A 1,120-nucleotide genomic window follows, 5' to 3' on the forward strand; every position below is an offset into this window, starting at 1 on the left:
CCCGATGCGGATCGCCGTCGCCCATCCGCGCGATATTATCCTGGATGGTGCCCTCAAGCAGCGCCACCGATTGCGGCAAATAACCGGCAATCTCTCCGAAGGAGCCACGTTCCCAGAGATAGACATTGTTCCCGTCGAGAAACACGCCGCCCGATGTCGGCTTGACGATCCCGATCATGAGTCGTGCAAGTGTCGATTTGCCGGCTGCAGATGGGCCGACAATGCCAAGTACTTCACCTGGCGACAGGCTGAAGGAAATACCCTTGATGATAGGCATCTCGACACCCGGAGCTGCATAAACCAGCTTGTCGATGATCAGGTCGCCATGCGGGCGGGGCGTTGGCATTGTCTGGCGCACGGCAAGATTCTGTGCGAGCAGGGCCTGGATGCGTTTCCAGTTGCCAACCGCATTCACCCATTGACGCCAGGTCTCGACGACATGGTCGAACGGCATCAGCAGACGGCCAACGATAATGCTGGTCGCGATCATTGCGCCTGGCGAGATCGCCTGCTCCATCGCCAGCAGGGTTCCTGCACCCAGCGTCGCGACCTGGATGATAAAGCGCAAAGTGCGCGCTATAGACGCCATCGCGCGACTGCGGGTGCCTCCAAGATCGAGCAGATCCAGCGCATTCATCTGCAAACCCCGCCAGCGTCTTGCCAGAGCGGGCAACATTCCCATTGCCTCGATGGCCTCGGCGTGCCGCAGCGTTGCACCAATTTTTGAAATGGCTTCAATGTTGGCCTGATTTGCATCCTTGAGGAGGCTGCGGGTTAAGAGATCGGTAACCACGCCGCAACAAACAAGGATGATCACCCCCACGACCCCGATGATCCCGAAAACCGGGTGCAGCAGGAAGAGCACGGCGAGAAAGATAGGCGACCAGGCGGCATCCAGTGGCGCACTTACCGCCGAGGAAGTCAAAAAAGTACGCAGTTCGGTGAGATCGCGCAAAGATTGCGTGGCCTTGGGAAGGCCCTGATCCACTGATGCCTGCACGGCAGCCGTCAGAATCGGCAGATTTAGCCGGCGCACAAGCGCGCTGCCCATGGCCTGGAAAGACAAAGCCCGGATAAATTCGAGAATGCCGTATACCAGCAGAGCGCCCACTGCCAGGAC

1 protein-coding gene is annotated in these 1,120 nt (G+C 58.9%); it reads right to left on the reverse strand.

The annotated features are described in order from the left end of the window. The coding region (locus tag ACXJ5O_RS27840; RefSeq protein ID WP_457302735.1) for a type I secretion system permease/ATPase at positions 1-1,120 on the reverse strand (1,120 nt) is incomplete at both ends.

The organism is Phyllobacterium sp. P5_D12 (genome assembly GCF_054049495.1).